This window comes from Bradyrhizobium sp. WSM4874 (assembly GCF_055811835.1).
The window spans coordinates 20,705-27,270 of sequence record NZ_JBVVPR010000066.1 but is presented as its reverse complement, the minus strand read 5'-3'; the positions used below and the strand labels follow the sequence as shown (position 1 = coordinate 27,270).

The 6,566-nt window shown below is 64.9% G+C and carries 5 protein-coding genes and 1 pseudogene; 4 read left to right on the top strand and 2 right to left on the bottom strand.

Annotation, left to right across the window (positions count from 1 at the left end; all coding sequences use genetic code 11):
- Positions 1–81: 81 nt before the first annotated feature.
- The gene (locus AC0L3P_RS36685; protein WP_275174593.1) at positions 82–1,311 is read right to left on the bottom strand and encodes an ABC transporter substrate-binding protein; all 1,230 of its coding nucleotides are present in this window, start codon (positions 1,309–1,311) and stop codon (positions 82–84) included.
- 114 nt (positions 1,312–1,425) lie between these two features.
- Positions 1,426–2,352 (bottom strand): class I SAM-dependent DNA methyltransferase, encoded by a 927-nt coding sequence (locus AC0L3P_RS36680; protein ID WP_473308994.1) that lies wholly within the window; start codon positions 2,350–2,352, stop codon positions 1,426–1,428.
- A 66-nt stretch (positions 2,353–2,418) separates the two neighbouring features.
- Between AC0L3P_RS36680 and AC0L3P_RS36675 the strand changes: the two genes are divergently transcribed.
- The 4 genes and pseudogenes from AC0L3P_RS36675 (at position 2,419) to AC0L3P_RS36660 (ending at position 6,566) form a co-directional block, all read left to right on the top strand.
- Positions 2,419–3,456 carry a ligase-associated DNA damage response exonuclease gene (locus AC0L3P_RS36675; RefSeq protein ID WP_473308993.1) on the top strand — a complete coding sequence of 346 codons (1,038 nt, stop codon included), beginning with the start codon at positions 2,419–2,421 and terminating at the stop codon, positions 3,454–3,456.
- The gene (locus tag AC0L3P_RS36670) at positions 3,453–5,330 is read left to right on the top strand and encodes a cisplatin damage response ATP-dependent DNA ligase (protein WP_473308992.1); all 1,878 of its coding nucleotides are present in this window, start codon (positions 3,453–3,455) and stop codon (positions 5,328–5,330) included. The genes AC0L3P_RS36675 and AC0L3P_RS36670 overlap by 4 nt, the downstream gene beginning before the upstream one ends.
- Positions 5,331–5,451: 121 nt before the next feature.
- Positions 5,452–5,754, top strand: coding sequence for a DUF6460 domain-containing protein (locus AC0L3P_RS36665; RefSeq protein ID WP_007605031.1), 303 nt, complete (start codon positions 5,452–5,454; stop codon positions 5,752–5,754).
- Positions 5,755–5,832: 78 nt separating this feature from the next.
- A pseudogene (locus tag AC0L3P_RS36660) lies at positions 5,833–6,566 on the top strand (MBL fold metallo-hydrolase).

Here is a 6,566-nt window from a genome sequence, read left to right as displayed (position 1 = left end):
CCATCTGTCCATGCATTCGGGTGCACATGGTGGGCACGGCGCAAGTGCGCCTTTGCCCACCCTACAGCATCCCGCCCGCCCCTACTCCGACATCGGCTTGTCGGAGATGTCCCAGTCCTTGCCGGTGAAGGTGGAGATGAAGAGCGTCTTCATCGGCGTGTAGTCGTCCGGCGTGTAGTCATATGTGACGCCGTCCAGGAAATAGGGCGAGTGGAAGCCTTTGAGGTTGGAGGCCTGCTTCAGCACGTTGGCGCGGGTGAGCTCGTCGCCGCAGCGGCGCAGGATCTCGCCCATGGTGACGGCCTGGCCGTAGCCGGCGAAGGCGATGGTGTTGTCCTGATCGATCGCCGGCGTGTACTTCTTGCGCAGCTCCTCGAACGCCATCACGTCGGGGTCCTTCTCCCATTTGGGCAGGCCGACCTCCTTGTTGTAACGGATGGCGACGATGCCGGCGGCGTTCTCGAGGCCCGCGGCATTGAGGATCGAGCGGCCGGTCGAGCCGGCCGACAACAGCTGCAGCGGCTTCCAGCCGAGCTCGGCCACTTTCCGGATCGACTGCGACGACGCCTTGCCGGTGGAGATGTTGTAGAAAACGTCCGCACCCGACTTCGAGAGGTTGATGAGCTGGGAATCGACGGTCGGGTCGGTCAGATCGTAGGTCTGCTCCATGATCACCTTTGCGGTGCCGCCGGCGTCTTCCAGAACCTTCTTGAAGGGGCCGAGGAAGTCGCGGCCGAAATCGTCGTTCTGGTAGAGGATGCCGACCTTCGCGTTCGGCTTCACGCTGACGACGTGCCGCGCCAGGATGCGCGCCTCGGTCGGATAGAGCGGCAGCCCCGCCATCGTCCATTTGAACTCTTTCGGGTTATTCCACTTCGACGCCCCGGTGTTGAGCAGCAGCTGCGGCACGCCCTTCGAGTTCAGGTATTTGTGCACGGCGGTCTGCGGGGCGGTGCCGAGCGAGCCGTAGAGCGCGAGCACCTCCTCCTGCTCGACCAGGCGCCGCGTCGCCTCGACGCATTTCGGCGCGCTGTAGGCATCGTCCATGGTGAGGAATTTGACCTTGCGTCCGTTGATGCCGCCCTTTTCGTTCAGCATCTGGAAATAGGCTTCGCCGACGCGCCCGAGCACGCCGTAGAGCGAGCCGGGGCCGGAATGCGGCACGGTCTGCCCGATCTTGATCTCGGTGTCGCTGGCGCCGGCATCGTATTTCTTCTCCGCGGCCCAGACGGAGGGCGCGGGCAAGGTGGATGCCGCGATGGTCGCGAGCGCGGCGGCGCTGAAATCGCGCCGCGATGGATTCCTGGTCATTGTTTGTTTCTCCCTAGCCAGGACATTGTGCTGGCATCGCGGCACGTGTCGCAAGTGGGAAGTCGCCGCTTTGCGACGCAATGACGCTTAATGCGCCGCGTATAGCGCCTAAACTCAAGTTTTCTCGGCGACAACGACGAGGCCGCGCACCGGCTCGTTGTTCTCGATGCGTGGCGAGGCCTGCTCCAACGTGAGGAGCTTGAGGCCGGCCTGTGCCATCGCATCGCGCACATATTCCGCCGAATGGGCATAGCGCAGACCCTCGCCGAGAACGATGCCGCTGCCGTCATGGGTCTCCAGCGTGAACGCAAGCACGCCACCGGACGCGAGCACGCGCCCGGCTTCGCCGAGCACCGGGGCGAGATCGGGGAGATAGACGAACGCATCGGCAGCGACGACGAGGTTCGCGCTCGCATCGCTCCTGCTGCGCAGGCCTTCGATCATGTCGGCAACTTCGAGCTCGGCATAGAGGCCGGTTGCGCGCGCCTCCTTGACCATGCCGGGCGACAGGTCGATGCCGATGAACTGGTCGACCTGTTTTGCGAAGGCGGCGGCCGCAAGCCCCGTACCGCAGCCGAGATCGATGGCGCGCTTGAACAGGGCGGGCTTCTTCGCGGCGACGCGGGCAGCCACGACCGCCTTGAAGATCAGCGACGGCGCGCGATAGCCGAGATCGTTGATCAGCACGTGCTCGAAGCGCGGCGCGTATTGATCGAACAAGGCCTGCACATAGGCCTTCGGCATCTCGGACAGTTGCGCGTCGCCGAGGCGCATCAGATGCAAATGGGCGCCATGTTGATCGCTCGGGTCGGACTCGCGCGATTTACGAAAGGCCGCAATGGCCTTATCGCGCTCGCCGAGTTGCGCGCGGATTTCGCCGAGCGTGAACCAGGCCGAGGTGAAATTCGGCGCAAGCTCGATGGTCTGCTCCAGCAGGTCGGCGGCAGCCGCCAGATCGCCCTTGAGCTGGAGGTCGCGCGCGAACTCGAAGCGGCGGTCGGCCATGAGAGCGCCGGAGGTCAGGAACAGGCGCAAAGGCATTGGGGAACCAGGAAGCGAAGTGGGCGGATGACTCGAAGATGCGCGGTCGCAACCTATATAACAGGCATGCGTCCGCAAGACATCCTGCTGCCGGTCGCCGCCGGCCTATGCTGCAAGCCCGGCGGCTTCCATATCGACCCCGTCCGCCCGGTCGAGCGGGCCGTGATCACCCACGGCCATTCCGACCATGCCCGCGCCGGCCACGGCGCGGTGCTGGCGACGCAGGAAACGCTGGACATGATGCGGCTGCGCTATGGCGAGAATTTTGCCGGCTCGACGCAGGCGATCCGCTATGGCGAGGAGATCCGGCTCGGCGACGTCAGCGTGAAGTTTCATCCGGCCGGTCATGTGCTCGGTTCGGCGCAGGTCGCGGTGAGCTGCAAGGACACCTGCATCGTCGCCTCCGGCGACTACAAGGATGCGCCCGACCCGACCTGCACGCCGTTCGAGCTCGTGCCCTGCGACGTCTTCATCACCGAGGCGACGTTCGGCCTGCCAGTGTTTCGCCATGGCGATGCGGCCGACGAGGTCAAGAAGCTGCTGGCGTCGGTGGCGCTGTTTCCGGAGCGCGCGCATCTCGTTGGCGCCTATTCGCTCGGCAAGGCGCAGCGCGTGATCGCGCTGCTGCGCCAAGCCGGTTACGACGCGCCGATCTCTCTGCATGGCGCGATGGAGAAGATCACGCATTATTATCAGAGCCGCGGAATCGAGCTCGGCGAACTCAGGCCGGTGAAGGGCGTCAAGAAGGCGGCACTTGCCGGCACCATCACGCTGGCGCCGCCCTCTGCGACGTCCGATCTCTGGACCCGGCGGTTTCCCGATCCCGTCACGGCCTTCGCCTCCGGCTGGATGCGGGTGCGCGCCCGCGCGCGCCAACGCGGCATCGAGCTGCCGCTGGTGATCTCGGATCACGCCGATTGGGACGGCCTCACCGCCACGATCGCCGCGACTGGCGCCGGCGAGATCTGGGTCACCCACGGCCAGGAAGACGCGCTGGTGCATTGGTGCCAAGGCAGGGGTTTGCGGGCACGGCCGCTCGATCTGGTCGGCTATGGCGACGAGGAGGAGACCGAGACGCCGCTCGCTGACGAGGCCGAAGCATGAATCGCTTCGCCGAACTGCTCGACCGTCTCGCCTACGAGCCTGGCCGCAACAACAAGCTGCGGCTGATCACCAGCTATTTTCGCGAGGTCGCCGATCCCGATCGCGGCTACGCGCTGGCCGCGCTGACCGGCGCGCTGAGCTTCAAGCACGCCAAGCCCGCACTGATCCGCGACCTCATCGCCTCGCGCACCGATCCGGTGCTGTTCGGGCTGTCGTACGACTATGTTGGCGATCTCTCGGAGACGGTGGCGCTGATGTGGCCGAAGCGGAGCGCAAGCAACGACGAGTCTTTTCCGAGCCACCCCTCTCCCCCGCCCTCCCCCACAAGGGGGGAGGGAGCCCAGTTGCGCGCGCCGCTGTCAGTGAGCGCGACAACTGACAGCCATTTCCAAAGTGATGGACGCACGGCTCTCTCCGTTCCCTCCCCCCTTGTGGGGGAGGGTCAGGGAGGGGGGTACCGCGGGCGAGATGCCAGCGATGCTCTCCGTCCGAGCAACCACAACAACCCACCTCCCCCAACCCTCACCGAGGTCGTCACCACGCTGCGCACGCTCGGCAAGACCGAGCTACCAAAACAGCTCGAGCGCTGGCTCGACGAGCTGGATGAGACCGGCCGCTGGGCGCTGTTGAAGCTCGTCACCGGCGCGTTGCGCATCGGCATCTCCGCGCGCCTTGCCAAGACCGCGGCCGCGGCGCTCGGCGACAAGGACCCGCATGAGGTCGAGCTGATCTGGCCCGGTCTCGCGCCACCCTATCTCGACCTGTTCGCCTGGCTGGAAGGCCGCGGCGACAAGCCGGTCAATCGTGATCCCGCGCCGTTCCGTCCCGTCATGCTGGCGCACGCTATCGAAGACACCGATTTCGCCGCGCTCGATCCCGCCGACTACATCGCCGAATGGAAATGGGACGGCATCCGCGTGCAGGCGGTGGCCGGCCGCGATAAGCACGGCCACATCACCGCGCGGCTCTATTCGCGCACCGGCGAGGACATCACCGGCAGCTTTCCGGACCTCGTGCCATCGTTGCGGCTACCCGGCGCCATCGACGGCGAGCTTCTGATCCTGCGCGAAGGGCGTGTGCAAAGCTTCAACGTTCTGCAACAGCGACTCAACCGCAAGGTCGTGTCTCCGAAGCTGATCAAGGAGTTTCCGATTCACCTGCGCGCCTACGATCTGCTCGGCGACGAGGAGAACGATCTGCGCGAATTGCCGTTCGCGGAGCGTCGCGAGCGGCTGGAGATTTTCATCGGCAAGCTTGATGATCCCCGCATCGATCTCTCGCCCACCGTGCCGTTCGCAACCTGGGACGCACTCACCGCCGCCCGCGCCGATCCCGCGAGCGCCGGTGCGGGCGAGGACGCGGACGCCGTCGAAGGCGTGATGCTGAAGCGGCGCGATGCACCCTATCTGCCGGGCCGGCCGAAAGGACAGTGGTGGAAATGGAAGCGCGATCCGCACATCATCGACGCCGTGCTGATGTATGCGCAGCGCGGCCACGGCAAGCGCTCGTCCTTCTATTCCGACTACACCTTTGGCGTCTGGACTGAAGGCGACAACGGCGACGAGCTGGTGCCGGTCGGAAAAGCCTATTTCGGCTTCACCGACGAGGAGCTGCTCCAGATCGACCGCTTCGTGCGTCGCAATACCACCGAAAAATTCGGCCCCGTCCGCCACGTCGTGCACGAGGGCGACAAGGGGCTGGTGCTGGAGGTCGCCTTCGAGGGGCTGCAGCGCTCGCCGCGGCACAAATCCGGGGTCGCGATGCGCTTTCCCCGCATCAGCCGGCTTCGCTGGGACAAGCCGCCGCGGGAGGCCGACCGGCTGGAAACGCTGGAAAAGATGCTGAAAGCGGAGGCGGCGGAGATTGATGCTTAAGAAGCCCTGGGCATGCGCTTGCCCGCATTAAAATCCCGTAAGCCGATTGACGCCCCCTCACGGGTTCCCCATGTCCCCCGCCTTGCCCTATGATAGGGTCGAATCCGCTGAGGAGTTTGAGATGGCCCACGACGTCAGAGATTTGCCGGCCGGCCGCAGTGACGGCCTGAACCGCTTTCTCGGCGGTTCGCCGCTGGCGGTCGCGTTTCGCCTGGTGCTGCTCTCGATCCTCGTCGGCGTCGTGCTGGCGGCGATCGGCTTCGATCCCTGGAATATTCTCTACAGCATTCGTCTCTTGTTCCAGCGGTTGTGGGATCTCGGCTTCGATACCGTGAACTGGCTGTGGCGCTACTTCCTGCTCGGCGCCGTCATCGTGATCCCGATCTGGCTGCTGATGCGCGTTTTCGGCGCGCCGCGCAGGTAAGTCGTTACTTTTGAGCATGATCTTGTCGGAAAACCGCTTCACACTTTTCCGGATCATGCTCTAGGGAGCTGGCGGCCGATGCAATTGCGCTTTGTCGGCTGCGGCGACGCCTTCGGATCCGGCGGCAGGCTCAACACCTGCTTCCACGTCTCGGGGCGCGAGGCCAACTTCCTGATCGATTGCGGCGCGTCGGCTTTGCCGGCGCTGAAGCGGCTCGAGATCGACTGCAATGAGATCGATCTCATCCTGATCACGCATTTCCACGGCGACCATTTTGCCGGGCTGCCGTTTGTCCTGCTCGACGCGCAATTCTCGCGGCGAACGCGGCCGCTCACGATCGCCGGTCCCAAAGGCATCGAGACGCGGCTGCGTGCGGCGATGGAGGCTCTGTTCGAGCATTCCTCCAAGACGAAACAGCGCTTCGAGCTGTCCGTCGTCGAGCTCGCGCCCGAGCAGAGCCAAAGCTTCGGCGCGGTGACGGTGACGCCCTACCCCGTCGTGCACGGCGAATCCGGCGGGCCGTTCCTCGCCTATCGCGTCGAAACCGAGGGCCGCACGCTGGCCTACAGCGCCGATACCGAATGGACGGAGACGCTCATTCCTCTGGCGCATGGCGCGGACCTTTTCATCGCCGAGGCCTATATGTACGAGAAGGTGGTCAAGAATCACCTCAGCCTGAAGACCTTCGAACAGCATCTTCCCGAATCGGCGCAAAACGCCTCGTGCTCACCCATATGAGCGAAGACGTGCTCTCGCGCCTCGACGACATCCCGCATCTCGCCGCCGAAGACGGCATGGTGCTCGTATTCTGA

What these genes read in the sequence shown, in the direction of transcription:
- AC0L3P_RS36685 (WP_275174593.1), bottom strand. Translation starts at nt 1,311, where the DNA reads ATGACCAGGAATCCATCGCGGCGCGATTTCAGCGCCGCCGCGCTCGCG.
- AC0L3P_RS36680 (WP_473308994.1), bottom strand. Translation starts at nt 2,352, where the DNA reads ATGCCTTTGCGCCTGTTCCTGACCTCCGGCGCTCTCATGGCCGACCGC.
- AC0L3P_RS36675 (WP_473308993.1), top strand. Translation starts at nt 2,419, where the DNA reads ATGCGTCCGCAAGACATCCTGCTGCCGGTCGCCGCCGGCCTATGCTGC.
- AC0L3P_RS36670 (WP_473308992.1), top strand. Translation starts at nt 3,453, where the DNA reads ATGAATCGCTTCGCCGAACTGCTCGACCGTCTCGCCTACGAGCCTGGC.
- AC0L3P_RS36665 (WP_007605031.1), top strand. Translation starts at nt 5,452, where the DNA reads ATGGCCCACGACGTCAGAGATTTGCCGGCCGGCCGCAGTGACGGCCTG.